Below are 24,856 nucleotides of genomic sequence, written 5' to 3'. Positions count from 1 at the left end.
GGTGTGGGATGGGATGCAAGGCGCAAACCGCAGCCATAGCCGCAGCTATGGCGAGGATTTGCAACGCCGCAGACCGCCCACAGCAGGGATGCGCGACACGCGAGGGACTTGTTCAGCGTTGCCCTAAGGCCCTGGCGGCGATGGACCCATGGACAAAGAGAGATGGAAAAGAGGTCTTTCAGAATCCATGGACGGACAGACGCTGGCACGACGGCCGCAGGCCGCGCGAGAACGTCTAGATCCCCGCCCTCAAGGCGCTGAAGATCGAACCCCGTCGGGCTTACTGCACTCGCCACACGTTCGCCACTCTGCTGCTCCAGGCTGGCGCCTACGCCAGCGCCCAGATGGGCCACACGACGCCGAGTCAGGTCGAGCAGACCTATGCGAAGTGGCTGCCGGCTGCTGATGGCGGCTTCGCTCGGGCGAGGTTGGCCGAAGCATTCGAGGCAACGACATAAGCCCCAGCACATCTGAAGCTGGCAACCGGATAACAGACCAGCCCCAATAAAGCCCCACGCCCTCGGAGCCACAAAGGAGAAAGCCCTCTAAGACGTTGATCCTAGAGGGCTTTTTTTGACTTGGGTATCTACCAAATTTGGTAGGCGCGATTGGACTCGAACCAACGACCCCCACCATGTCAAGGTGGTGCTCTAACCAGCTGAGCTACGCGCCTAAGTCGTCTAAAGATGAGATTGTAGCAGCATAAATCGCTGCTTCCGGCGAGGCATCGACGAAGACGCGCGAGCCCTTCATCGGCGCCGCGCCGAGCGCACCCCCGGTACTGCCGCGACGATGGACAGCACCTTCTGCAGCCGCCCCGAATCGGCGACTTCCACCGTGAAGGTCATCCACGCCGTGCCCTTGACCGACAAGGTCTGCACGCCCACGACGTTGGTCTTCTCGCGCGCGAACACGTCGGAGATGTCGCGCAGCAGCCCCTGGCGGTCGCTCGCCTCCACGGTCACGTCCACGGGGTAGACCTCGCCGGCTTCCTTCTTCGGCACGCCCCATTCGACCTCGATCACGCGCTCGGCGCTGCGCGCGGCCATTTCCCGGAAGTTGTTGCAGTCGGCGCGGTGGATGCTCACCCCCTTGCCGCGGGTGACGAAACCGCGGATGTCGTCCGGAGGCGCCGGCTTGCAGCATTTGGCCAGTTGGGTCAACAGGGAATCGAGCCCGACCACCAGCACCCCGCCCTTGGGCGTGGTGCCGGCGCCGCGCGACTTCTTCAGCAGCAGGTAGTCGTCCGGCTCCAGCACCGGCTCGGGCGGGCGCAGCAGCGTCTCGATGTTGCGCAGCGAGTACTCGTCCTTGCCGACCGCTTCGAAAAGATCGTCCGAGGTCTTGAAGCCCAGTTGCGCGGCCAGGTCATCCAGCTTCATGGCCGTGCGGCCTTCCCGCTGCAGCATCTTCTCGACCGCCTCGCGGCCGCGCGCCACGTTCTCGTGCGCGATCTGCGCATTGAACCAGGCCCGCACCTTGGCCTTGGCACGATGGCTGGTCAGGTAGCCCAGGCCGGCATTGAGCCAGTCGCGGGACGGCCCGCCTTCCTTGGCCACGGTGATCTCCACCGTCTGGCCGTTCTGCAGCGGCGTGTTGAGCGGCACCATGACCCCATCGAGGCGCGCGCCGCGGCAACGGTGGCCGATGCTGGTGTGCACCGCGTAGGCGAAGTCCACCGGCGTCGCCCCCTGCGGCAGTTCGACGACCGCGGCATCGGGCGTGAGCACGTAGATGCGGTCTTCGAACAGGCCCTTGCCCTGCTGTCCGCCGGCCAGGTCGCGCTCCCACGCCAGCAACTGGCGCAGCACGGCGATCTTGGCGTCGTAGTCGCTGCTGGCGGACACGCCGGCATAGCCCTTCTGGCCTGCCTCCTTGTAGGCCCAGTGCGCCGCCACCCCGTGCTCGGCGTGCTCGTGCATGGCCTGCGTGCGGATCTGGATCTCGATCGGGCGGCCGGCATCGTCGCGGACCACCGTGTGCAGCGACTGGTAGCCATTGGCCTTGGGTTTGGCGATGTAATCGTCGAACTCCTCGACGATGGGCCGGAAGCGCTCGTGCACCCAGCTCAGCGCCGCGTAGCAGTCCTTTACCGTTGGCACGATGACGCGCAGCGCCCGGATGTCGAACACCCGATCGAAGCCCAGCGACTTGCCCCGCATCTTGCGCACGATGCTGTAGATGTGCTTGGGCCGCCCCTGCACGGTGGCGCCGATGCTGCGCTGGCGCAACTCTGCCTCCAGGCCGCCGCGCAGTTGCTCCATGGAGAGTTCGCGCTCCGCGCGCTTCTCGTCGAGCAGCCGCGCCACCTCGCGGTAGGTATCGGGCTCCAGGAACCGGAAGGCGAGATCTTCCATCTCCCACTTGATCTGCCAGATGCCCAGGCGGTTGGCCAGCGGAGCAAATACATGCAGCGACTCGCGCGCCAGGCTGGGCAGCATGGGAGTCTTGGTCGCGGCGCAATAGCGCAGCGTCTCCAGCCGTGATGCCAGCCGCAGCAGGACCACGCGCAGGTCGCGGGAGAAGGCCAGCAGCATCTTGCGCACGTTCTCGGTCTGCACGGCCGGATCGTCGACCAGTTGCGCAGACGATGCCGCTCCACGCGCCTGCCGCTGTACGTGGATGAGCCGGTTGGTCTCCACGGCCAGTGCGGCGTATTCTTCGCCGAACGCACGCGCAATGGTCTCCTGCGGCCGCGCGAGATGTTCGCAGGCGTGCACCAGGTAGTTGGCCGCACGCATCGCCTCGGAGCCGCCGATGCCCAGCAGGATGTCCGATACATGGTCCGCATGCGCCAGCGTGTTCTGTCCCGAATCCAGGGTTTCGTTGGTCAGGAAGGGCTCGGCAAAGGCACGGGCGCGCGCCAGCGCCTGCTTCTGTTCGGGCAGCGCATGCGCCGTCGCCACGATGAGGTTGGACACGCCCTCGGCTGCGCCAGCCGCGTGGGGACCCGGCACGCTCTTCATTCGGACCGCAGCAGGAAGTCGGTGACCGTCTGCACCTGCGCAGCCGCCACCAGGGTGGGGGCATGACCAACGCCTGCGAACTCCACCACGCGCGCCCGGGGTCCACGCCGGGTCATGGCCTGCGCGGTGGACGATGAGAGCAGGTCCGACTCCGCGCCGCGCAGCAGCAGGGTTTCGGCCTGGATGTGCTCGTACAGCGCCCACAGCACCGCCTCCGACTGCTGCGCGCCCTCCTGTGTCATGCTCCGAAAGGGCACGGCGATGGCGGGGTCGTAGTGCATCACCAGTCCGGCCGCCGGCGCAGCGGGATCGGCGGGCACCACCATCGGCCGAGACAGCGCCAGCCACTCCTCGGGGCTGTGCGGGCCGAAGCTCAGCGACAGCAGGCGCAATGCCTCGGCGGCCTGCTCCAGGGATTGAAAGCACACTGGTTGCCCCAGATACTGGCCGATGCGCTGCAAGGCCTGCCACTGGATGGCCGGGCCGACGTCGTTGAGCACCAGCCGGCGCACCGGCAGCGGCAGTGGCAGGCCCGGCTGACCACACAGGCCCATGCCGATCAGCCCACCCATGCTGGTGCCGACCCAGTCCAGCGTCTCCACCCGCGCGCGCGCCTGAAGTTGCGCCAGCAGCGCCATCATGTCCGCGACATAGAGAGGCACGGCATAGCCCTGCGGGTCCTGCAGCCAATCGCTGCGGCCCCGCCCGACGACGTCCGGGCAGACCACGCGGGCATGCGGAGCCAGGGCCCGCGCCAGCACGTCGAAATCGCGGCCCTGCCGCGAGAGCCCATGCACGCACACCACGACATGCGGATGCTGGGGATCGCCGGTCGCATTCCACTCCCAATAGGCCATCCGATGGCTGCCGTCATGCGGCGTGGCACCACGGGGCGCCCCGGCTGCGCCGGGGCAGGAAACGAATTTCAACTGAGGTTCAAGGATATGCATCGCGGATCACCAGACGGCCGGCCCACGCTGCGAAACCGCAGCCGTCAGAACCTGCGTGGCATCCTAATGGATCCGGAATGGCACCTCCGGAACCTGGGGGCAAAGCGCGCGCCCTCCAAAGAGAACGCGGCTGCGGGAAGTCCGGCCGGCTACTGCAACTGAACGGAGCCCGAGATGTTGACCACCACGGTGCTCTTGCCCGCCTCGACCGGCACCGGAGCGTCTGCCTCCATGGCCCTGGCAGCCATGGCCATCATGCGCGGAACCGGCATGGGCGAGGAATCGCTGGAGTTCACAGACACCTCGCGCAGCGTGTAGCTGCTGAAGCCGAAGCCGCGCGCCAGGGTGGCTGCCTTGGCTTTGAAATTCTCGATCGCCTGCAACTGCACGTCGGCCTCGGCCTTCAGGCGCTGCTCACGGCTGAGGCCAAAGCCGACGCGGCCCAGCGTCATGGTGCTGATGCGCCCCGCGGTAGACGTGATGCGGTCGAAATCGCGGCCTTCCAGCACCAGCTCGGCGGTACCCTGCCAACTGGCGATGCGGCCCTCCTTGCTGTAGCGCGGGCTCAGGCTGAAGTTGCCGGTGCGCACGTCCATCTGGCCCGCCCGGGCTTCGCCGCGCGCCAGTCCGAGCGCCGCGTCCAGGGCGGTCTTGAGCTGCGCCTGCACGGCGGCGGGGTTGGCCCCTTCCTTGGTCGTGGTGAGCACCATGTTGAGCAGGTCCTGCTGCACCTCGGCCTGGGCGTCGGCACTCAGCTGGATCACGTTCTGCGGTGGCGGCAGGGTCTGGGCGAGTACGGGCATGGCACAGGCCAGTACGGCGGCAAGAATGCTCAGTCGGCGGATGGGTGTCATTGAAACTCCGGTTGCGATCAAAGAAAAAGAACATGCGTTTGAAATGCACTGAAGCGATGTTGCCCGACGTGCCGCAACTACCTGCGCCGCTGCGCAAGACTTGTAACATTGAGTCAAGAAAATGCCCACGGACCCGTTTTACGCCCACAAAATGGCCGCTGTTACAAATTCCTGGAAACGCCCATGGCCCAACCTGCAGCCCGTACCGACAAGATTCTGGTGGTCGACGATGACGCACGCATCCGTGACCTGCTGCGCCGCTATCTCACCCAGGAAGGCTTCGAAGTCATGGTGGCGGAGGACGGCAAGGCGCTAAACCGCATCTTGCTGCGCGATACCGTCGACCTGATCGTGCTTGACCTGATGATGCCGGGCGAGGACGGTCTGTCCATCTGCCGGCGCCTGCGTGCCGCCAACGACCGCACTCCCATCATCATGCTCACGGCCAAAGGCGAGGACGTTGACCGCATCGTGGGGCTGGAGGTCGGGGCGGATGACTACCTCGGCAAGCCCTTCAACCCGCGCGAGCTGCTGGCGCGCATCCATGCCGTGCTGCGGCGCCGGCCGCCCCAGGAAGCGCCTGGCGCCCCCTCGGGCGACAACGAGGTGGTGAACTTCGGTCCCTTCACCTTCGACCTGGGCACGCGCGCCCTGCAGAAGAACGGTGAGGAACTGCCGCTCACTACCGGCGAGTTCGCCATGCTCAAGGCGCTGGTGCGCCACCCGCGCCAGCCGCTCTCCCGTGAAAAGCTGGCACTGCTGGCGCGCGGCCGCGAATTCGAGCCTTTCGACCGCAGCCTGGACGTGCAGGTGTCGCGCCTGCGCAAGCTCGTCGAAGTGGACGCCGCCGCGCCGCGCTTCATCCAGACCGTGTGGGGCGTGGGCTATGTCTTCGTACCGGACGGAGCGGGCTGATAGAGGGAGTCGGCTTTGGTCGCGGCACGGCCCCGTTGCTTCCAGGCCCCATCATCTTCAGGATGCAGCGCGTTTTGCGCCATGGCAGTGATCGCCCACGACATTCCCAACAAGGAGCCCTCACCGCGGGATGCGGGCGTGGCGCCGGAAGAAGCACGCCCGCCGCGCTTCGGGCTGAACCTGTTCTGGCGCACCTTCTTCCTGCTCGCCGTGCTGCTCGTGGGCAGCATCCTGGCATGGCTGCAGACCCTGCGCGCGCTGGAGTTCGAGCCGCGTGCGCTGCACACGGCCCAGCAGATCGCCTCGCTCGTGAATCTGAGCCGCGCCGCGCTGATCCACGCCGACGCCATTGCCCGCGTCTCGCTGATCAAGACCATGGCCGACCAGGAAGGCGTGCGCATCCTTCCACGCGAGCCCGGCGACACCTTCGAGCCGCTGGAGAACAGCGCGCTGGGCCGCCGCATGACCGACGAGCTGGTGGAGCGCCTGGGCCGAGGCACCGTCATTGCCAAGTCGGTCAACGGCGAGGAAGGCCTGTGGGTCGGCTTTGCCATCAATGGCGATTCCAACTGGCTGCTGCTGGACCGCGCGCGCTTCAGCCCCGCGGGCGGCAAGACCTGGCTGATCTGGCTGGTGACCGCCGCCGCGCTGTCGCTGGCGGGGGCCGCCGCCATTGCCCGGCTGATCAACCGCCCGCTCAAGCAGTTGTCGCTGGCGGCCAACCGCGTGCGCGAAGGCGACTTTGCGGGCAGCCACCTAGACGAGCAGGCCGTCACCAGCGAGATCCGCGAGGTCAACCTGGGCTTCAACCGCATGGCGCGGCGGCTGGCACAGCTGGAGCAGGACCGTGCCGTGATGCTCGCCGGCATCTCGCACGACCTGCGCACGCCGCTGGCGCGGCTGCGGCTGGAGACCGAACTGAGCGTGGCCGACGAGGATGCGCGCGACCACATGGTGGCCGACATGGCGCAGCTCGACGCCATCATCGACAAGTTCCTGGACTATGCCCGCCCGGACCACGTAAACCTGCGGCCGGTCGTGCTGGCCGACGTGGTGGCCTCCTGCGTCTATGCGGTGGAAGACCATGACGAGCTGCAGATCCGCGTCGACGTGCCCGATGACCTGCGGGCCATGGCCGACGGCACTGAACTGGCTCGCGTCGTGTCAAACCTGATCGAGAACGCGCGGCGCTATGGCAAGTCGCCGGGGCTGGACGTGGCTGAAGTCGACATCGAGGCCCATCTGCGGGACGACTCGCTGGTGATGACCGTGCGCGACCATGGCCTCGGCGTTCCGCCCGAGACACTGTCCTGTCTGACCAAGCCCTTTTTCCGCGGCGATACCGCCCGCACCTCGGCCACCGGCGCCGGCCTGGGCCTGTCCATCGTCGACAAGACGGTACGGCGCATGGGGGGCAGCTTCACGCTGAGCAATGCGCCCACCGGAGGACTGAACGCACGCATCGTCCTCACGCGTGCCACGGGCGAGGGCACGCCAGCCCCGGCGCAGCCCCCGGAGAAGCGTTCCTGGCGCCAGAGCGTCGCGCGCAAGCCGCTACCCAAGCAGTAGGACCACCGCGCGCGCTTCCATGCTGCGGCCCTTGCCCACGGGGCCGAGCTTCTCGGCCGTCTTGGCCTTGACGTTGACCTGGCCCACCTCCAGCGCCAGCACTTCGGCGATGCGGGCCCGGATCGCGGGCATGTGCGGCATGAGCTTGGGCGCCTGCGCGACCACCGTGCTGTCGACGTTGCCGATGCGCCAGCCCTCGGCGCGAACGCGGCGGGCGGCCTCGGCCAGCAGCACGGTGGAGTCGGCCCCGCGGAAGCGCTCGTCGGTATCGGGGAAGTGCGTGCCGATGTCACCGAGCGCGGCCGCGCCCAGCAGCGCGTCGGTGATGGCGTGCAGCAGCACGTCGGCGTCGGAGTGGCCGAGCAGGCCCAGCGCGTACGGGATCTCGACGCCGCCCAGGATGAGCTTGCGGCCGGCCGCCAGAGCGTGCACGTCCCAGCCTTCGCCAATGCGGATGTTCATGGAAGTCGACTTTTCAGAAATGTGTCTTCGCAGGCAACAACGATGCCTCGCCGCGCGGGCCGCCGAAGCGGCCGACCGTGTCGGCGTGCCGGCGGCTGGCCAGCACCGCCTCGGCCAGAGCGAAATCCTCGGGCCAGGTGACCTTGAAATTCTGCGCGCTGCCGGGCACCAGACGCGGCCGCAGGCCCATGGCTTCGATCGCGCTGGACTCGTCGGTGACCTGGGCTCCGGCGCGCTCCAGCGCCTGGGACAGCATGCCGATGCGGAACATCTGCGGCGTCTGCGCCAGCCACTTGCCCCGGCGCTCGACTGTGGTTTCGACCCGGTCGGCCACGGCGATCTTGAGAGTGTCGGCCAGGGGCTGCGCCAGCAGGCCGCCGACCGGATCGGCGGCGCAGGCATCGATCAGCGCATCGATCTGCGCGGCCGTGACCAGGCAGCGTGCGGCATCATGCACCAGCACCCAGTCCTGCGGCGCGGCGCCCCGCCCTGCCAATGCCTCCAGGCCGTGGGCCACGCTCACCGCCCGCGTCGCGCCTCCGCACCGCGCCACCCACCATTGCGGGCTGGGCAGTTCCCGGCCGTCGAAGAAATGATCGTCCGGCGCCACCACCAGCAGGCCGCCGGCGAGCCGCGACACCGAGGAAAAAGCCTCCAGCGTATGCAGGACCAGCGCCTGCCCGGCCAGCGGCCGGTACTGCTTGGGCCCCTCGCCGCCCGCCCGCGCCCCCACGCCGGCGCAGGGGATCAGCGCCCAGAAACGCGGAGAGACAGCGGCAGGTGCCGGGGGATCGGACAAGGGCATGGATGAGGCGCGAGGCCGGCGAAAAGAGGCCATTCTAGAATCGGGCTCTTAGGATGACACGCCCCCCGTCCTCGCGCCGGGGGGTGTTCCTGTTTGTACGAAGCTTTTCCAGAACCTCCCGCACCCTCCCATGGATCTCCCGCGCATCGCCCCCGGAAAACGCTTCTCGGTGCCACGCCCGCCCGGCTCGGCTGACGCGCTGCTGCTGGCCCGGCTCGGACTGCGGGAGAAGGCAGCGGGCCAGCGCACCGCCATCGTCACGGCCGATGCCGCCGATGCCCAGCGGCTGATCGACGAGCTGGCCTTCTTCGCGCCGGAGCTGCGCTGCGCGCTGTTCCCCGACTGGGAAACGCTGCCCTACGACACCTTCTCGCCGCACCAGGACCTGATCAGCGAGCGCCTGGCCACGCTCTGGCGCATCAGCCAGGGCGAGGCCGACCTGGTCGTGGTGCCCGCCACCACGGCGCTGTACCGGCTGGCGCCGCCGGCCTTCCTGGCGGGCTACACCTTCCACTTCAAGGTCCGGCAGCGGCTCGACGAGGCTCGGCTCAAGGCCCAGCTCACCCTGGCCGGCTACAGCCACGTGACGCAGGTGGTGAGCCCCGGCGAATACGCGGTGCGCGGCGGCCTCATCGACCTGTTTCCGATGGGCTCGCCGGTGCCCTACCGGGTGGACCTGTTCGACGACGAGATCGACTCGATCCGCACCTTCGACCCGGACACCCAGCGCAGCCTGTACCCGGTCCCCGAGGTGCGCCTGCTGCCGGGGCGCGAGTTCCCGATGGACGAGGATGCGCGCGCCAAGTTCCGCCACCGCTGGCGCGAACTGCTGGAGGGCGACCCGACCAGAAGCCGCATCTACAAGGACATGGGCGCGGGCGTGGCCACGGCCGGCATCGAGTACTACCTGCCGCTGTTCTTCGACGACACCGCCACCGTGTTCGACTATCTGGGCGACAGCGCCACGGTGGTGCTGCACGGCGACCTGGAGTCGGCATTCCAGCGCTTCTGGCTGGATGCCAAGGACCGGTTCCGCCTGGTGCAGGGCGATCCGGAGCGCCCCGTGCTGCCACCCGATGCGCTGTTTCTCTCCAGCGAGCAGTTCCACGCCCGCGCCAACCGTCATGCACAGCTCGCCCTGCGCTGCGGCGTCGAGGACGTGGCCGACAACCCGCACTTCCAGAAGCTGCCCGACCTCTCGGTGCTGCGCGGCGCGGACGACCCGCTGGCGCGGCTCAAGGCCCACATCGGCGCCACGCGCCATCGCGTGCTGCTGCTGGCCGAGAGCGATGGCCGACGCGAAAGCCTGCTCGACTTCCTGCGCGCGAGCAACGTCAGCCCGCCGGCCTTCGACTCGCTGGCCGAGTTCGAGGCCATGGGCGAAGAGAAGCTGGGCATTGCCACGGCCGCGCTGGTCACCGGCTTCGCCTGGATCGAAGGCGGCATCGACTTCGTCACCGAGACCGAACTGTTCGCAGCAGGCCCGACCACGCGCCGGCGCCGCCGCCAGGAGCAGGTCAGCGACGTCGAGGCGCTGATCAAGGACCTGTCCGAACTCAATGTGGGCGACCCGGTGGTGCATGCCGCGCACGGCATCGGCCGCTACCGCGGGCTGGTCAACATGGACCTGGGCCAGGGCCGCAATGCCGACGGCACGCCCGCCATGCAGGAGTTCCTGCACCTGGAATATGCCGACAAGGCCACGCTCTACGTGCCGGTGAGCCAGTTGCACCAGATCAGCCGCTATACCGGCGTCAGCGCCGACGAGGCGCCGCTGCACAAGCTGGGCTCGGGCCAATGGGAAAAGGCCAAGCGCAAGGCCGCCGAGCAGGTGCGCGACTCCGCGGCCGAACTGCTCAACATCTACGCCCGCCGCGCGGCGCGCGAGGGCCACGCGTTCCGCTATGCCGCGGCCGAGTACGAGATCTTCGCCAACGACTTCGGTTTCGACGAGACCGCCGACCAGCGCGCCGCCATCCACGCCGTGATCCAGGACATGATCAGCCCGCGCCCGATGGACCGGCTGGTCTGCGGCGACGTGGGCTTCGGCAAGACCGAGGTGGCGCTGCGCGCGGCCTTCGTCGCCGTCACCGGCGGCAAGCAGGTGGCGTTCCTGGCGCCCACCACGCTGCTGGCCGAGCAGCACTACCAGACGCTGGTGGACCGCTTCGGCAAGTGGCCGGTGAAGGTGGCCGAGATGAGCCGCTTCCGCTCCGCCAAGGAGATCAGCGCCGCCGCCAAGGGCCTGGCCGACGGCAGCGTGGACATCGTCGTGGGCACGCACAAGCTGCTCAGCGAATCGGTCCGGTTCAAGAACCTGGGCCTGCTCATCATCGACGAGGAGCACCGCTTCGGCGTGCGCCACAAGGAGGCGATGAAGGCCATGCGCGCCGAGGTCGACGTGCTCACGCTGACCGCCACGCCGATCCCGCGCACGCTGGGCATGGCGCTCGAAGGCCTGCGCGATCTCTCCGTGATCGCCACCGCGCCGCAGCGGCGCCTGGCGATCAAGACCTTCGTGCGCAACGAAGGCACCGGCGTGATCCGCGAGGCGGTGCTGCGCGAGTTGAAGCGCGGCGGGCAGGTCTACTTCCTGCACAACGAGGTCGAGACCATCGAGAACCGGCGCCAGAAGCTCGAAGAGATACTGCCCGAGGCCCGCATCGCCGTGGCCCACGGCCAGATGCCCGAGCGCGAGCTGGAGCGCGTCATGCGCGACTTCGTGGCGCAGCGCTACAACCTGCTGCTGTGCTCGACCATCATCGAAACCGGCATCGACGTGCCGACCGCCAACACCATCGTCATGAGCCGCGCCGACAAGTTCGGCCTGGCGCAACTGCACCAGTTGCGCGGCCGCGTGGGGCGTTCGCACCACCAAGCCTACGCCTACCTCATGGTGCCGGACATCGAGGGCCTGACCAAGCAGGCCCAGCAGCGGCTCGACGCCATCCAGCAGATGGAGGAGCTGGGCTCGGGCTTCTACCTGGCCATGCACGACCTGGAGATCCGCGGCACCGGCGAGGTGCTGGGCGAGAGCCAGAGCGGCAACATGATGGAGATCGGCTTCCAGCTCTACAACGAGATGCTGGGCGAAGCGGTGAAGGCGCTCAAGGCCGGCCGCGAGCCCGATCTGCTGGCGCCGCTGTCGGCCACCACCGAGATCAACCTGCACGCGCCGGCCCTGCTGCCCGACGACTACTGCGGCGACGTGCACCTGCGCCTGTCCTTCTACAAGAAGCTGGCCACGGCCAAGACCAGCGAGCAGGTCGACGCGCTGCTGGAAGAGATCGTCGACCGCTTCGGCAAGCTGCCCCCCCAGGCGCAGACCCTGATCGACGTACACCGGCTGCGCGTGCTGGCCAAGCCCTACGGCGTGGTCAAGGTCGACGCCGCGCCGGGCGTGACCAGCATCACCTTCCGCCCCAGCCCGCCGGTGGACCCGATGCGCATCATCGCGCTGATCCAGAAGAACAGGCACATCAAGCTCGCCGGCAACGAGAAGCTGCGCATCGAACGCGAGCTGCCCGACCCCAAGGAGCGCGCGCAGCAGGTGCGCGACGTGCTGCGCAGCCTCGGCCAACCGATCACCTCTGAGGAACCCACGCTCGCATGAGCCAAGATTTCGCCCCCGGCCTCGTCCTGCAACGCGTCACGCCGCCGCTGCGCCTGGCGGATTTCAGGCTGATCGCGTTCGACATGGATTCGACGCTGATCACCATCGAATGCATCGACGAGATCGCCGACGTCATCGGCAAGAAGGCCGAGGTCGCCGCCATCACCGAGGCCACGATGCGCGGCGAGATCGCCGACTTCAAGGAGAGCCTGCGCCGCCGCGTGGCGCTGCTCGAGGGCGTGCCGGTGGCAGCGCTGCAGCGGGTCTACGACGAGCGCCTGCGGCTGTCGCCCGGCGCGGCCGAGCTGGTGGCGGCCTGCAAGTCGGCCGGGCTCAAGGCGCTGCTGGTCAGCGGCGGCTTCACCTTCTTCGCGGACCGGGTGAAGGCGCGGCTGGACATCGACTTCGCCCGCTCCAACCTGCTGGAAGAAGCCAACGGCCTGCTCACCGGCCGCGTGGTGGAGCAGAGCTGGGGCGACATCTGCGACGGCGCGGAGAAGCGCCGCACGCTGCTCGAAGTCGCCTCGCTGCTGGGCATAGCGCCGCAGCAGGCGATTGCCGTCGGCGATGGCGCCAACGACCTGCCGATGATGGCCGCGGCCGGCCTGTCGGTCGCCTACCACGCCAAGCCCAGGGTGCGCGCGCAGGCCATGGTCGCCATCAACGAGGGCGGCCTCGACCGGCTGCTGGAACTGCTGGGGCGCTGACGCGCTGCCCGTGTCATCGGGCGGTCACGGGGCCACTCGACATTCGTGACAACCACTCGAAACGAGGAACACGCCCATGCACGCCCGCGCCCTGCTGATCGCACTCGCCATCACCACGCTGGGCCTGAGCGCCTGTGGCGGCGGCGCTTCACTCCAACCCGAAATCCCGGTGGTCATCGCCCACCGTGGCGCCAGCGGCTACCTGCCCGAACACACGCTGGGCGGCTATGAGCTGGCGGTGCGCCTGGGCGCGGACTACATCGAGCCCGACCTGCAGCTCACCAGGGAGGGCGCGCTGGTCGCCATGCACGACGACACCCTGGAGCGCACCACCAACGTCGCCAGCCTGTTTGCCAAGCGCAATGGCAAGTACCTGGTGTCCGACTTCACGCTGGCCGAGATCAAGACGCTGACCGTCCAGCCCACGGGCACCGGCAAGGCCAGCTACCCCGGCTACACGCCGAGCGCGGCCACGCCATGGGCAGTGCCGACCTTCCAGGAAGTCGTAGACCTGGCGCGCCGGCAGAGCGCGCTCACCGGACGCACCGTGGGCATCTATCCCGAGGCCAAGCAGGCCGATCCGGTGATGGAGGACGCGATCCTCAAGACCCTCGCGGCCAACGGCTACGACGCGCGGAGCAAGGTGTTCATACAGTCGTTCAGCGACGCCACGGTGCGCAGCCTGCGCGCGAAGCAGAACGCGCAGAACAGGCGCATGCCCATGATCCTGCTCGGCGCGGCCATGACCGGCACCGACGGCGTGGCCCGCATGGGGGTCATCGGCGCCACGGGCGTGAAGCTGCTGGAGCTGAAGGACGTGGCGACGTTTGCCGAGGGCGTCGGCGTGGTGATCAACACCCCCGCCTACAACGTGAGCAAGGACTTCATCACCCAGGCCCATGCCGCCGGCCTCAAGGTGCATGGCTGGACCTTTGCCCAGACCGAACCCTCCGCCGCCGCGGCAGAGTACAAGCAGTACCTCGACATGGGCATGGACGGCATGTTCAGCAACTACACCGACCTGGCCGTGCGCGCGCGCGACGCGTTCGTCAAGGCGCGCTGAGCGCATATTGCTATATTTTATATAGCATAAAGCCCAGATGGAATCTGGGCTTCAGCCCATTTTCACCTGGATTTTCAATCGAGACAGGCGGCGGCGCCGCCGCCATCACGAGCGCCCGCCCGAGCCCTGCACCGCCGTGCGCATGGCGCGCCCGATGGCTTCGCGCGCCAGCTTCTCGGACGCGAGCGAGGCATCCAGCAGCGAGCGGCACAGGCCGGCGTGCTGGTAGTTGAGGTTTTCGTACAGCAGCGCCGCCGCGGGCGATGCGTCGAGCAGCCGGTCGAGGGCGGCGTCATGTGCCACGTCGGCCAGTTCGGCCGTCAGGCGGGCGACCACGTCGCGGTACTGGCCTGCGTCGCTCGGGCCGGCGGCCTCCAGCCGTTCCAGCAACCCGGCCAGCACGACAGCGTTGGATGAAAGTGCATGGGTGGTGTTCATGCACGGCAACTGGGGGCGCGCGCGCCGGATGCAAGGGGCGGCGGCCGGTCTGGGACAATCGGGGGCTCGACACTCAATCTCAGGGGAATCCATGGCGCGAGCCAACGAATGGGCGGGCAAGGTGCTCGCGCTGGTCAAGGGCGGCAACACGCCGGCCGCCATTGCGCAGATCAAGGTCGCCCCCAGCGTGAAGGATCTGCGCGCGCTGCAGACCGCCCTGGCCGCCCAGCAGAGCGCCGGCCGCTGGCCCGACGTGGAGGTGGCGGTGCGCGACAACATCGACGCCTTGTCCGCGCCCCGGCTGCACCGCTCGCCCTGATCCCCATGCCTTTTCCCTCACTCGGCCTTGCCCCGGCGCTGGTCCATGCCGCCGGCACCCTCGGCTTTCTCACGCCCACCCCGATCCAGGCCGCGGCCATTCCCGCCGTGCTGCGGGGCGCCGACGTGCTCGGCTGCGCGCAGACCGGCTCCGGCAAGACGGCGGCCTTTGCCCTGCCGCTGCTGCAGCGCCTGCAGGAAGGCCCCCGCCACACGCCGCGGCGCGTGCGGGCGCTGGTCCTGGTGCCCACGCGCGAACTCGCGGCGCAGGTGGGCGAGGTGCTGCGCAGCCTGGCCCAGGGCCTGCCGCAGCCGCCCAAGGTCGCCGTGGTGTTCGGCGGCGTCTCGGTCAACCCGCAGATGATGGCCTTGCGCGGCGGCGCCGACGTGGTGGTGGCCACCCCCGGCCGCCTGCTGGACCTGGTGCAGCACAACGCGCTGCGCCTGTCGGCGGTCGAACTGCTGGTGCTGGACGAGGCCGACCGCCTGCTGGACCTGGGCTTTGCCGAGGAACTCCATCGCGTGCTGGCGCTGCTGCCGGCGCGGCGCCAGAACCTGTTCTTCTCCGCCACCTTTGCGCCTGCGGTCGAAACGCTGGCCGCCGGCCTGCTGCAGGAGCCGGTGCGGGTGGAAGTGGCGGCCACGCCGCAGGACGCGCCGGCCATCCTGCAGCGGGTGATCCAGGTCGATGCCGGCCGGCGCACCGAGTTGCTGCGCCACCTTCTGAGGGCCGACAGCCCGCAGAGCCTGGGCGTTGCCGGCGGCCCCGGCCGTGCCCTGGTGTTCGTGGCGACCCAGTACGCCACCGAGCACGTGGCCTGGAAGCTCTACAAGAACGGCCTGTTCGCCACGCCCTTCCATGGCGGCCTGAGCCAGGGCGCGCGCCGGCAGGTGCTGGAGGAATTCAAGGCCGGCCGCTGGGACGTGCTGGTGACCACCGACCTGGCCGCGCGCGGCATCGACATCCTGCAGTTGCCGGCGGTGGTGAACTACGACCTGCCGCGCTCGGCGGTCGACTACGTGCACCGCATCGGCCGCACCGGGCGCGCGGGGGAAAGCGGCGTGGCGGTCAGCTTCGTCAGCGCCGCCACCGAGGCGCACATGCGCCTGATCGAGAAGCGGCAGCACCTGAGCCTGCCGCGCGAGCAGATCGCGGGCTTCGAGCCGACCGAGGTCGAGCCCCAGGAAAAAGCCGCCGAGGCACCCGGCACCGGCGGCATCAAGGGCAAGCGCCCCAGCAAGAAAGACAAGCTGCGTGCCGCGGCGGCACGCGGGCAGGCGTAGCGCGGCTTACCCGCCCTCGGCCGCCTCGCCCGCGGCCTCCACCGGCCGCGCCCGGCGCACGCCGTGCGTGGCCAGGATTTCGACGTAGAAACTGTCTGCCGCGTCGCGGGCGGCGGCATCGATGAGAGCGGTGAGGTTGGCCAGGTGCACGCGTTCGGCGGCTTCTTCTGTCAGGCCGAAGCGGCAATCGAAGTCCCAGTAGTCGACGCCCGGCGGCAGTTCGCGGCGGCGTTCGCGCTTGATGTATTTGCGGATCTCGTGCTTGACGGCATCCAGAACCCGGTCGCGGTTCTTGCCTTCGATGGTGATCTGAAAAGTTTTCTTCATGGGTGATCGTACCGCCCCTCGCTCATGGGGGCGCCAGGGCCGGCCCGGGAGTGGCGGCCCGGACCGGCGAGACGACTACGCCCTGCTCCACCAAGGGCGCCGGCTGCGGCGCGGGTGAATCGACCACGACCGGGGTGACCGCCGTCATGGCGCGCCCCTCCGACGGCCCCACGGCCGCCGCGCCGGTCGCCAGGGGCTCGGGCGGCGCGGCCGGGGGCTCCTCGGCCGGGGCCGGGGGCGGCGGCTGGCGCGGCGCGTCGAACCGGGCGCTGGCGTCCAGCAGCTTGGCGCGCAGGGCGGCCTGCATGAAGTCGCCGACGATGGGCAGCGCGCTGCGCGCGCCCTGGCCCCAGGCATCGCCCATGCTCAGCCGGCTGTCGTTGAAGCCGACCCAGGCGCCGGCCACCAGTTGCGGGTGCATCAGGATGAACCAGCCGTCGGTGTTGTCCTGGGTCGTGCCGGTCTTGCCGGCGACGTCGCCCTGGATGCCGAAGCGCGCGCGCAGGCCGGCGCCGGTGCCGCGGTCCACCACGCCGCGCATGGCGTCGATCAGCTTCTGCGCGGCCGCGTGGTCCAGCGCCGGCTCGGGGGCGGCGGGCTGGAACTGCTCCAGCACCGCGCCCTCGCTGTTCTCGATGCGCGTGACCAGCAGCGGCGCGACGTAGTTGCCGCCGTTGGCAATGCTGCCGTAGGCCGCGACCATTTCCTTGAGCGTGACGGAACTCGTGCCCAGGGCCAGCGAGGGCACCTCTTCGAGCCTACTCTGGCGCACGCCCAGCGCCCGCGCCAGTGCGGCCACCTTGGCCGGGCCGACCTGCTGCATCAACTGCGCGGTGATGGTGTTGCGCGAGAACGCCAGGCCGTCGCGCAGCGTCATGGGCTGGAAGCTGGATTCGTTGCCGTCGGTGGGCCGCCAGACCTGGCCGTTGCCCAGGTCGATATCGACCGGGCCGTCGATGAAGGTTTCGTTCGGGTCGATGCCCTGCGCGAACGCCGCGCCGTAGACGAAGGGCTTGAAGGTCGAGCCCGGCTGCCGGCGCGCCTGCTGCACATGGTCGAACTGGTCTTCGGCGAAGCCGCGGCTGCCCACCCAGGCGCGGATCTGGCCGTTGCGCGGGTCCAGCGCCAGGAAGCCGGCCTGCAGCCGTATCTTGTCCTCGCGCAGCGCCTGCATCGCCTCGCCATCGGCCAGCACCTGCTTGAGCGCTGCGGCGTCGTCCAGGCCGGCATCGCGCGCGGCCTTGTAGGCCGCCGTTTCGCGCAGCAGCGCCTGCACCACGGGCCGCCGCAGGGTCCAGGCGCGCGGGCCCCAGTGCGCGGCCGCGGCCTTCTGCAACGGGTCGGCCTGGCGCTGCACCGCGCGGTTGGCGTAGTCCTGCAGCCGCGAGTCGATGGTGGTCTGCACGCGCAGGCCGTCGGAATAGATGTCGTAGCCGTTGCGGTCGGCCCAGTCAATCAGCCAGCGCCGCAGCTGCCGCGCCATGTGGGGAGCGGGGCCCACGGCCTCGTCCTGGCGCTCGAAGTCCACCTTCAGCGGCTTCTTCTGCAGTGCCGCCAGTTGCGCCGGCGCCAGGCCGTCGCGCTGGGCCATCTGCGCCAGCACGAGGTTGCGGCGCTCCAGCGCGCGCTCGGGGTTGGTCACCGGGTTGTAGTAGCTGGTGCCCTTGAGCATGCCGATCAGCGTGGCGCTCTGCAGCACGTCCAGCTTGTCGGCCGAGGTGTCGAAGTAGGTGCGCGCCGCCATCTCGATGCCATAGGCGTTGTAAAGAAAGGGCACGGTGTTGAGGTAGGTCTCCAGGATCTGCTCCTTGGAGTACGCCGCCTCGAGCTTCAGCGCGGTGATCGCCTCCTTGGCCTTGCGCGTCAGGCTGACCGAACGGCCGATCTGCTCCGGATAGAGGTTGCGCGCGAGCTGCTGCGTGATGGTGGAGCCGCCCTGCCGGTCGCCGCGCGCGGTATGGGCGATGGCCGCGAGCGTGCGCTTGATGTCGATGCCGTGGTGCTGGTAGAAGCGCCGGTCCTCGGTCGACAACAGCGCCGTGATCACATGCGGCGAGATGTCGGCCAGCTTGACCCACTGCCGGTTGGCGCGCCGGAATTCGGCCAGCACCTTGCCGTCGGCCGACAGCAGCACGGCCGGCTTCTCGTCGCTGGCCTTGCGGATGTCGCCGATGCTGGGCGTGAACGGGATCAGCAACAGCAGGTACACCAGCAACAGCGCCGGCAGCGCAGCCGCCACCCGCCACGGGTGCGCACGCGCCGCGCCCCAGGCGCGGCGCCCCTGCAGGGCCAGGAAATGGGAGGAACGGGCGAATACGGAAGACATCAAGGGCGGCATCTTAGGCGGCGGATGCAACAGACTTGTAAAACGGGCACGCGCGCCGGCACCCGCCATGCCCTGCGGCCTTCGGAAGGCGTAGTGCATCATTCGCGCCCCGCCCATGAATTCCTGCAAGTGAAGATGAAAAGACGCCAGTTCACCCACGCCTCCGGCCTGCTTGTGCTCACCCTGGCCGGCAGCGGCTGCGCCCAGAGAGTCCGGGGCGCGGGCGCCGACGCACCGGCCGCCTCGTTCCAGCACGAGGTGCGCCGCATCGAGACCGCCAGCGGCGGCCGCCTGGGCGTGGCCGTGCTCGACACCGCCTCCGGTGCGCGCCACGGCTACCGCGAGGACGAACGCTTCCCCATGTGCAGCACCTTCAAGCTGCTGGCCGCGGCTTTGGTGCTCGCGCGCGTGGACCAGGGCCGCGAGCGGCTGGACCGCCGGGTCGAAGTACGGGCGCAGGACATCGTCGATTACTCGCCCGCGACGCAGCCGCGCATCGGCGGCGCGCCGATGACGATGGCGGAACTGTGCGAGACGGCCGTCACGCTCAGCGACAACACCGCCGCCAACCTCATGCTCGCGAGCTTCGGCGGCCCGCGGGGCCTGAGCGCCTACCTGCGCACGCTGGGGGACGACAAGACCCGGCTGGACCGCATCGAACCGCAGCTCAACGAGGCCACGCCGGGCGATCCGCGCGACACCACCACGCCGGCGGCCATGCTGGGCAGCCTGCACAGGATCGCCCTGGGCGATGCGCTGTCGCCCGCGTCCCGGGAGCAGATGAACCGCTGGCTGCTGGCCAACAAGACCGGCGACGCGCGCCTGCGCGCCCTGCTGCCCCCGGGCTGGCGCGTGGGCGACAAGACCGGCACGGGCGGCCACGGCACCCACAACGACGTGGGCGTGCTCTGGCCGCCGGGCGGGCGGGCGCCGCTGCTGGTGTGCGGCTACCTCACCGGCACCACGGCGCCGGTGGCGGTGCGGGAGCGGACGCTGGCCGAGGTGGGCCGGCTCGCGGCGTCCCTGGCCTAGAGCGCATTCCTGAGCCGCTGGATGCCCTCTTCGATCCGCGCCACGTCGGCCGTGGCAAAGCTCAGGCGCAGCGTGGACGCATCGGGCGCGGTGGCGTAGAACGGCGCGCCGGGCACGAACGCCACCAGTTGCTCGATGGCCCTGCGGGCGAACTCGCCGGCGTCGCGGGTGCTGCCGCCGGCCCCGGTCAGCCGGGCCCAGAAGAACAGGCCGCCCTGCGGCTGCGTGAAGCTGACGGCCTCGCCCAGTTCGCGCTGCAGCGCCTGCCCCATGGCCTGGGCGCGCTGCCCGTACACCTTGCGCACGTGCGCCAGCGTGGCGGGCATGCGCCCGGCCTTCAGGTACTGGGCGGCGGTGGCCTGGGCGAAGGTGCTGGTATGGGCGTCGCTGAACTGCTTGCACATGACCGCGTTGGCCTGCAGCGCCGGCGGGGCGATCATCCAGCCCACGCGCAGGCCCGGGCTCAGCACCTTGCTCATGCTGCCGCAGTGGGCCAGCAGTTCGCGGCTACCGGGCACTTCCTTGCTGAGCGCCAGCAGCGAGGGCGGCGGCGCCTCGCCGAAGTACAGGTCGCCATAGGGATCGTCCTCGACGATCAGCGTCTGGTACTTGACGGCCAGCTCCAGCACCTTGCGGCGGCGCTCCAGGTTGAGCAGGGCGCCGCTGGGATTGCCGAAGGTCGGGATCAGGTAGACGAACTTCGGGCGGTGCTCGGCGATCAGGGCTTCCAGCCGGTCGGTCTGCACCCCGTGCGCGTCGATCGGGGCGCTGACCAGCTCGGCGCCATAGAGGCGGAAGCACTGGATGGTGGCGAGGAAGGTCGGGCCTTCGACGATCACCTTGTCGCCGGGGCTGATCATGGTCTTGCCCAGCAGGTCCAGCGCCTGCTGGCTGCCGGTGGTGACGATCAGGCCGGCGGGCGCCACGTCCGCTCCCTTGGCCTGCATGAAGGCCGCGAGTTGCTCGCGCAGCGGGTCGTAGCCCTCCGTGGCGCCGTACTGCAGCGCGCTGCCGGCCTCCTCGCCCAGTGCCCGCGCGCTGGCTTCGCGCAGGCCCTCGACGTCGAACATGGCGCTGTCCGGGAAGCCGCCGGCAAAACTGATGATGCCGGGCTTGCCCAGCAGCTTGAAGAGTTCGCGGATGGCGGAGGTTTCGACTTTCTGAAGACGGTCGGCGAATCGCATGGAGAGGGCCTCTTTGGTGATGGAGGGAAACGCTGCGGCATATTGTCGCGCGGCGCCGCGGGCTTGGGCCGACGCGGTTTGCTATATAAATGATAGCTATATGCCCAGGATACACCTGGGCTTCAGCCACTTTTTTATTGAAATTCCCTCACCACGCGATCGACGTCAACTGCCACACGGCAAAAAGCGCCAGCACGGTGGCGCTGCCCAGGCTGACGCGGCGCTGCCAGCGCAGGTCGAAGCGCTCGCGCAGCCGGCCGACGACGCTGCTGAGGCAGAGCCACCAGATCGCCGAGCCAATCAGCACGCCCGAGACCATGGTTGCGGGTGAGGTCACGGCCGAGCGGCCGGCCATCGCGCCGAAGATCGCGGCGAACGAGAGGATCGTTGCCGGGTTGGACAAGGTCAGCGCGAACGTGCTTGCAAAGTACTTCCAGAGGCTGCGCGCAGCCCCGGCACCGGCCGTGCGTTTGGCCGCGGGCGCGCGCACCAGTGTCCAGGCCATCCAAAGCAGAAAACCGGCGCCGAACAAGGCGAGCGGCAGGCGCACCGCCGCCAGCGCCTGCATCAGCCAGCTCACGCCGAAGGCGCCGATCGCGCCATAGACGGCATCCGCCGCGGCGGCGCCCAGGCCGGTGGCGAGCCCCGCGCGCGGGCCTTGCTCCAGGCTGCGCTGGATGGTCAGCACGCCGATGGGGCCGACCGGCGCGGCGATCGACAGTCCGATCAGCAGCGAAGACATGAAGACTTCAAGCAATTCCATGCCGCTCATCGTACGCAGGCATTTTCGCTTGGTGCAGCATATTTTTACGGCATATCATGGTTATCGCCGGAATTTTTATGGAAAACCGTGCCCATGACCGAAAGCCTTCAACTCGACGCCAAAGCCTGGAAACTGCTCGAAGCGCTGCAGGCCGATGGCCGCGCGCCGCTCAAGACCCTCGCCAAGGCGGCCGGCCTGTCGATTGCCGCGACCGCCGAACGCCTCAGGCGCCTGCAGGACGCGGGCGTCATCCGCGGCGTGCATGCCGACCTCGATCCCGCCAGGCTCGGCCTGCCGGTGCAGGCCATCATCGGCATCACCACAGGCCAGCCGCACAAGCAGGCCTTGCTCAAGGTGCTGCGCACACGCGCCGAGGTCCTGGAGTGCCACCATGTCACCGGCGCAGATTCGTACATGATGACGGTCGCCGTGGCGGACATGGCGGCGCTGGAATCCTTCCTCGGCGACGTCAACCGCTGGGGCGAGACGCGCACCGCGATCATCATGTCCACGCCCGTCCCGCGGCGCGGACCACGCCGCCCCCTGCCATGAAAAAAACCGACATCGCCGCCTTCTTCGCCACGCTCCAGGCCGCCAACCCGGCGCCCGAAACGGAACTGGAGTACAGCACCCCCTTCGAGCTGCTGGCCGCCGTGCTGCTGAGCGCGCAGGCGACCGACGTGGGCGTGAACAAGGCCACGCGCCGGCTCTACCCGGTGGCGAACACGCCGCAGGCGATCCTCGATCTGGGGCTCGAAGGGCTGGAGGGCTACATCAGGACCATCGGCCTGTACCGCACCAAGGCCAAGAACCTGATGGCCGCCTGCCGCATCCTGGTCGACAAGCACGGCGGCGAGGTGCCGCGCACCCGCGAGGCGCTGGAGGAGTTGCCCGGCGTCGGCCGCAAGACCGCCAACGTGGTGCTCAACGTGGCCTTCGGCGAGCCGACGATGGCGGTGGACACGCACATCTTCCGCGTTGCCAACCGCACCGGCCTGGCGCCGGGCAAGACGCCGCTGGAGGTGGAACTGAAGCTGCTCAAGCGCGTGCCGCCTGCCTACATGGTGCATGCGCACCACTGGCTGATCCTGCACGGCCGCTACGTCTGCGTCGCGCGCAAGCCCCAGTGCTGGCGCTGCGGCGTGGCGCCCTACTGCGACTACCGGCCCAAGACACCAGCCCCCGCATGAGCACCCGAGTTCCGAGCCGTGGAACTGGTGCGCCGCGGGCGGCGTGGAAAGCTACTTGCGCTCGATCATCTGCCCGCGCAGCTCGCCGCCGGGGAAGCGCGCGGTGTGCACGTTGGCGTACCACTTGCCCGCGAGCAGTTCGGCCGCCTGCGCCGGAGTCAGGGTCGCGCGGCCGTCGTAGGCCGCGGTCAGCGGCGGCGGAAAGGTGATCACCGGCCCGGCATTGGCGCCGATCTCCGCCGGGCCATGGAAATGCGCCATGGTGGGCGGCCCGCTCAGGTTGCCGTAGGACAGCTTCCAGCGCAGCAGCAGCGTGTTCTTGTCCAGCACGGCATCCACCGTGCCGGTGCCCATGCTGCCGTTGGGCGGCACCTCGTTGGTCCCGGCCAGCCGGGTCGTGAAGGTGGCCAGGTGGGCATTGGGATCGGGCGGCTGCAACGACGCGCAGCCAGCGAGCGCAATCGCAACGGCAAACCCTGCCGGCAGGGACAGGCGGCGGAATGGGGCAGCAATGGCTTTCATCCGGAGAACTCCTTTCACGGTGCCCCATTCTTCCATGCTGCGCCGCAGGCGGCGCAAAGATCCAGACGGCCGAGGAGCAGGCCATCGGCAGACATCCGCGGAACCGGCTGCGCCGGTCCGCAGGAGAGGTCTTGCAGACCGCGCCGGGCCAGCGGCCCGGCCCTTCGCCAGTCACGAAAGGTCCACCGGACCTTTCGTGTACGGGCTCAGCCCCCTCGCAGGGAGAAGGCGAAGACGCGCAGCGCGCAGCCTGTGGGTGGTCCCATTCCAGCACCGCGCGACGCAACACCCGCAGCGAATAAAACCCAAAGGAACGAAAGGCCGCGCAGCAGGCCATGCGCAAACATCCGCGGAACCGGCTTCGCCGGTCCGCAGGAGAGGTCTTGCAGACCGCGCCGGGCCAGCGGCCCGGCCCTTCGCCAGTCACGAAAGGTCCACCGGACCTTTCGTGTACGGGCTCAGCCCCCTCGCAGGGGGCGGGCGAAGACGCGAAGCGCGTAGCCTGGGGGTGACTCATCCCAGCACCGCGCTACGCAGCACCCGCAGCGATTAAAACCCAAAGGAACGAAAGGCCGCAGAGCAGGCCATGCGCAAACATCCGCGGAACCGGCTTCGCCGGTCCGCAGGATGTGCCCCCTTGAGGGGGCGGGCGAAGACGCGAAGCGCGCAGCCTGGGGGTGGTTCAAGGATGCCAGGTCGAGACCACCTTGGGCGTCTGTGTGGAGCGGTCCCCGGCCAGGCTGTAGGACAGGCGGTTGGCGGCCGCGATCACGGTCTGCGCGAGGGCATTGAGCTTGTCCTCCGGCAGGCGCGAGGCGGGCCCCGAGATGCAGACCGATCCCAGCAGGCGCCAGTGCAGGCCGAACACCGGCGCGGAGACGGTGGCCACGTCCTTCTCGCGCTCGCCGATGGACAGGTGGTAGCCGCGCTGGCGGATCGCCTCGTAGACCGCGCCGCGCTCGCCCGAGAAGGCCAGGATCACCCGCCCGGGCGAGCCGCGGTCCAGTGGCAGCGCTTCCCCCATGCGGGCATGGTGGCGCAACGGCTGCGGCCCTTCGACCCGCACCAGACAGGTCCGGAAATCGCCTTCGCGCACGTAGAACGCCGCACTCTCGCCCGTGGCGTGCGACAGCTCGCGCAGCATGGGCTCGACCACGTTCTGCACGTCGAAGCCCGACTGGTAGCGCGCGCCCAGCCAGCCTGCCGCCGGGCCCAGGCGCCATTCGCCGTTCTCGCACTGCACCAGGTAGCCGGCCATGGCCAGCGTGCGCGCGATGCGCAGCACCGTGGTCTTGTGCATGGTGCATCGACGGCTCAGCTCGGCCAGCGGCAGCTGTGATTCGCCCAGAGCGAATGCACCCAGCAGCTGCATCGCCCGCGTCACCGCCACCACGCTGCCGGTACTGGGTTCGTCTGCAATACCGCCCGGTATCTGGGATGCGGGATGGGAGGTGTTTCGCATGCTGGCCTTTGTTTCGACAGTCGAAACTTCATTGTATCTATCGAAACCCCACTCTACAGTCCGACCCGACGCGCGGCACCCGGCCGCGCGCCCTCAAGGAGACACA

General features: G+C 69.1%; 22 protein-coding genes and 1 tRNA gene. 10 read left to right on the top strand and 13 right to left on the bottom strand.

Features of this window, described 5'->3' with window-relative positions; genetic code table 11:
• Positions 1-596: 596 nt before the first annotated feature.
• The 4 genes from JHD63_RS07545 to JHD63_RS07530 form a co-directional block, all read right to left on the bottom strand.
• Positions 597-673 (bottom strand) — tRNA-Val (locus JHD63_RS07545).
• 76 nt (positions 674-749) lie between these two features.
• Positions 750-2,966: a RelA/SpoT family protein gene (locus JHD63_RS07540; RefSeq protein WP_198970132.1), complete on the bottom strand. Its 2,217-nt coding sequence runs from the start codon at positions 2,964-2,966 to the stop codon at positions 750-752.
• Complete coding sequence (locus tag JHD63_RS07535; protein WP_198970137.1) at positions 2,963-3,910, bottom strand: alpha/beta fold hydrolase; 948 nt, start codon at positions 3,908-3,910, stop codon at positions 2,963-2,965. Before JHD63_RS07535 ends, JHD63_RS07540 begins: the two co-directional genes overlap by 4 nt.
• Before the next feature lie 155 nt (positions 3,911-4,065).
• Positions 4,066-4,770, bottom strand: coding sequence for an SIMPL domain-containing protein (locus JHD63_RS07530; RefSeq protein ID WP_198970131.1), 705 nt, complete (start codon positions 4,768-4,770; stop codon positions 4,066-4,068).
• A 183-nt stretch (positions 4,771-4,953) separates the two neighbouring features.
• Here JHD63_RS07530 and ompR point away from each other — a divergent pair, with 183 nt between their 5' ends.
• Both ompR and JHD63_RS07520 read left to right on the top strand, forming a co-directional pair.
• A complete protein-coding gene (gene ompR, locus JHD63_RS07525; protein ID WP_198970130.1) occupies positions 4,954-5,685 on the top strand; it encodes an osmolarity response regulator transcription factor OmpR in 732 nt (243 codons plus the stop codon).
• A gap of 81 nt (positions 5,686-5,766) precedes the next feature.
• Complete coding sequence (locus JHD63_RS07520; protein ID WP_198970129.1) at positions 5,767-7,254, top strand: sensor histidine kinase; 1,488 nt, start codon at positions 5,767-5,769, stop codon at positions 7,252-7,254.
• Here JHD63_RS07520 and ispF read toward each other — a convergent pair.
• The gene (gene ispF, locus JHD63_RS07515) at positions 7,240-7,716 is read right to left on the bottom strand and encodes a 2-C-methyl-D-erythritol 2,4-cyclodiphosphate synthase (RefSeq protein WP_198970128.1); all 477 of its coding nucleotides are present in this window, start codon (positions 7,714-7,716) and stop codon (positions 7,240-7,242) included. The two genes, JHD63_RS07520 and ispF, sit on opposite strands and share 15 nt — an antisense overlap.
• A gap of 13 nt (positions 7,717-7,729) precedes the next feature.
• Positions 7,730-8,521, bottom strand: a complete 792-nt coding sequence (gene ispD / locus JHD63_RS07510) for a 2-C-methyl-D-erythritol 4-phosphate cytidylyltransferase (RefSeq protein WP_198970127.1) — start codon at positions 8,519-8,521, stop codon at positions 7,730-7,732.
• Between the two features lie 130 nt (positions 8,522-8,651).
• On the opposite strand from ispD, the gene mfd reads away from it, so the two are divergent.
• The 3 genes from mfd to JHD63_RS07495 all read left to right on the top strand — a co-directional run bounded on the left by mfd (position 8,652) and on the right by JHD63_RS07495 (position 13,904).
• On the top strand, positions 8,652-12,134 hold the full coding sequence (gene mfd, locus JHD63_RS07505; protein ID WP_198970126.1) for a transcription-repair coupling factor: 3,483 nt from the start codon (positions 8,652-8,654) through the stop codon (positions 12,132-12,134).
• Positions 12,131-12,841, top strand: a complete 711-nt coding sequence (gene serB, locus JHD63_RS07500) for a phosphoserine phosphatase SerB (RefSeq protein WP_198970125.1) — start codon at positions 12,131-12,133, stop codon at positions 12,839-12,841. Before mfd ends, serB begins: the two co-directional genes overlap by 4 nt.
• 76 nt (positions 12,842-12,917) lie before the next feature.
• Positions 12,918-13,904, top strand: coding sequence for a glycerophosphodiester phosphodiesterase family protein (locus JHD63_RS07495; protein WP_198970124.1), 987 nt, complete (start codon positions 12,918-12,920; stop codon positions 13,902-13,904).
• Positions 13,905-14,009: 105 nt separating this feature from the next.
• Here the strand turns inward: JHD63_RS07495 and JHD63_RS07490 are convergent, their stop codons facing one another.
• Positions 14,010-14,342, bottom strand: a complete 333-nt coding sequence (locus JHD63_RS07490; protein WP_198970123.1) for a hypothetical protein — start codon at positions 14,340-14,342, stop codon at positions 14,010-14,012.
• Between the two features lie 91 nt (positions 14,343-14,433).
• Here JHD63_RS07490 and JHD63_RS07485 point away from each other — a divergent pair, with 91 nt between their 5' ends.
• Both JHD63_RS07485 and JHD63_RS07480 read left to right on the top strand, forming a co-directional pair.
• Positions 14,434-14,661, top strand: coding sequence for a hypothetical protein (locus JHD63_RS07485; protein ID WP_198970122.1), 228 nt, complete (start codon positions 14,434-14,436; stop codon positions 14,659-14,661).
• Between the two features lie 5 nt (positions 14,662-14,666).
• Entirely contained in the window at positions 14,667-15,944 is a 1,278-nt protein-coding gene (locus tag JHD63_RS07480; RefSeq protein ID WP_198970121.1) for a DEAD/DEAH box helicase, read from the top strand.
• A gap of 6 nt (positions 15,945-15,950) precedes the next feature.
• Here the strand turns inward: JHD63_RS07480 and JHD63_RS07475 are convergent, their stop codons facing one another.
• Together JHD63_RS07475 and JHD63_RS07470 are read right to left on the bottom strand one after the other, a co-directional pair.
• Entirely contained in the window at positions 15,951-16,271 is a 321-nt protein-coding gene (locus tag JHD63_RS07475; protein WP_198970120.1) for a DUF6172 family protein, read from the bottom strand.
• 22 nt (positions 16,272-16,293) lie between these two features.
• Positions 16,294-18,597, bottom strand: coding sequence for a penicillin-binding protein 1A (locus tag JHD63_RS07470; RefSeq protein WP_198970136.1), 2,304 nt, complete (start codon positions 18,595-18,597; stop codon positions 16,294-16,296).
• A 135-nt stretch (positions 18,598-18,732) separates the two neighbouring features.
• On the opposite strand from JHD63_RS07470, the gene bla reads away from it, so the two are divergent.
• Positions 18,733-19,629 (top strand): class A beta-lactamase, encoded by an 897-nt coding sequence (gene bla, locus JHD63_RS07465; RefSeq protein WP_198970119.1) that lies wholly within the window; start codon positions 18,733-18,735, stop codon positions 19,627-19,629.
• Here bla and JHD63_RS07460 read toward each other — a convergent pair.
• Complete coding sequence (locus JHD63_RS07460; RefSeq protein WP_198970118.1) at positions 19,626-20,813, bottom strand: aminotransferase-like domain-containing protein; 1,188 nt, start codon at positions 20,811-20,813, stop codon at positions 19,626-19,628. The genes bla and JHD63_RS07460 overlap by 4 nt on opposite strands.
• 148 nt (positions 20,814-20,961) lie before the next feature.
• Complete coding sequence (locus JHD63_RS07455) at positions 20,962-21,576, bottom strand: LysE family translocator (protein ID WP_198970117.1); 615 nt, start codon at positions 21,574-21,576, stop codon at positions 20,962-20,964.
• A gap of 93 nt (positions 21,577-21,669) precedes the next feature.
• Between JHD63_RS07455 and JHD63_RS07450 the strand changes: the two genes are divergently transcribed.
• Positions 21,670-22,128 carry an Lrp/AsnC family transcriptional regulator gene (locus JHD63_RS07450; RefSeq protein ID WP_198970116.1) on the top strand — a complete coding sequence of 153 codons (459 nt, stop codon included), beginning with the start codon at positions 21,670-21,672 and terminating at the stop codon, positions 22,126-22,128.
• Positions 22,125-22,766, top strand: a complete 642-nt coding sequence (gene nth, locus JHD63_RS07445; protein ID WP_198970115.1) for an endonuclease III — start codon at positions 22,125-22,127, stop codon at positions 22,764-22,766. The genes JHD63_RS07450 and nth overlap by 4 nt, the downstream gene beginning before the upstream one ends.
• 51 nt (positions 22,767-22,817) lie before the next feature.
• Here the strand turns inward: nth and JHD63_RS07440 are convergent, their stop codons facing one another.
• Complete coding sequence (locus JHD63_RS07440) at positions 22,818-23,288, bottom strand: CHRD domain-containing protein (RefSeq protein ID WP_198970114.1); 471 nt, start codon at positions 23,286-23,288, stop codon at positions 22,818-22,820.
• A gap of 682 nt (positions 23,289-23,970) precedes the next feature.
• On the bottom strand, positions 23,971-24,750 hold the full coding sequence (locus JHD63_RS07435; RefSeq protein WP_198970113.1) for an IclR family transcriptional regulator: 780 nt from the start codon (positions 24,748-24,750) through the stop codon (positions 23,971-23,973).
• Between the last annotated feature and the right edge of the window lie 106 nt (positions 24,751-24,856).

The organism is Xylophilus sp. ASV27 (assembly GCF_016428875.1).
Classification (GTDB): Bacteria; Pseudomonadota; Gammaproteobacteria; order Burkholderiales; family Burkholderiaceae_C; genus Xylophilus.
The sequence above is the reverse complement of the archived record's forward strand: the minus strand, read 5'-3'. Positions and strand labels throughout refer to the sequence as shown.